This window comes from Exiguobacterium sp. s160, from assembly GCF_018617575.1.
GTDB lineage: Bacteria > Bacillota > Bacilli > Exiguobacteriales > Exiguobacteriaceae > Exiguobacterium > Exiguobacterium aestuarii_A.
This window is the reverse complement of record NZ_JACSKK010000023.1, coordinates 1-631: the sequence shown is the minus strand read 5'-3', so window position 1 is coordinate 631 and position 631 is coordinate 1. Positions and strand designations below refer to the sequence as shown.

At 62.3% G+C, this 631-nt stretch carries 1 protein-coding gene; it reads left to right on the top strand.

Annotated features, from left to right (window positions below):
* Positions 1-631: transposase (locus KNO86_RS14580; protein WP_214697381.1), on the top strand; the 631-nt coding region annotated here is incomplete at both ends.

Here is a 631-nt window from a genome sequence, read left to right as displayed (position 1 = left end):
AGAGGGAGCGCCGGCTCGTCAAGGTGAGCCGGACCGACCCGGATGCGGGTTACATGTATCGCGACCAGAAGCCGGAAGGCTTTTTCTGGTTGGCGCATCGGACAGTCGACGCCAAGCACAATTTCATCGTCGATGTACACGTCACACCCGGGAACGTGTCGGACAGCACCGTCTATCTGGATCGGCTCGACCATGTCCTCGAACGTTTCCGTTTCCCGCTCGAGGCGGTCGCGCTCGATGCCGGCTACTTCACGACCGGGATCGCGAAGGCGCTCGTCGAACGGGGCATCTTCGGGGTCATCGCCCGGAGGCGCTTCGGCAGGAAGAAAGGGATGTTCCGCAAGACCCGGTACACGTACCTGCCGGAGGAAGATGCGTATCTCTGTCCGGCGCGACAGCGCCTCACCTATCAAACGACGGACCGCCACGGCTATCACCATTACGTCTCCGACCCTTCCATCTGTCAGAACTGTCCGCTCCTCGAGAAGTGCACGTCCAGCCGGACGCACCGACGGGACATCACCCGCCATGTCGATGAACATTACCGCGAGCAGGTGAACGAGAACCGCCTGTCCGCGTCTGGGAAATCCCTCTACCGACTGCGGCCGCAGACCGTCGAGCGCTCGTTCGC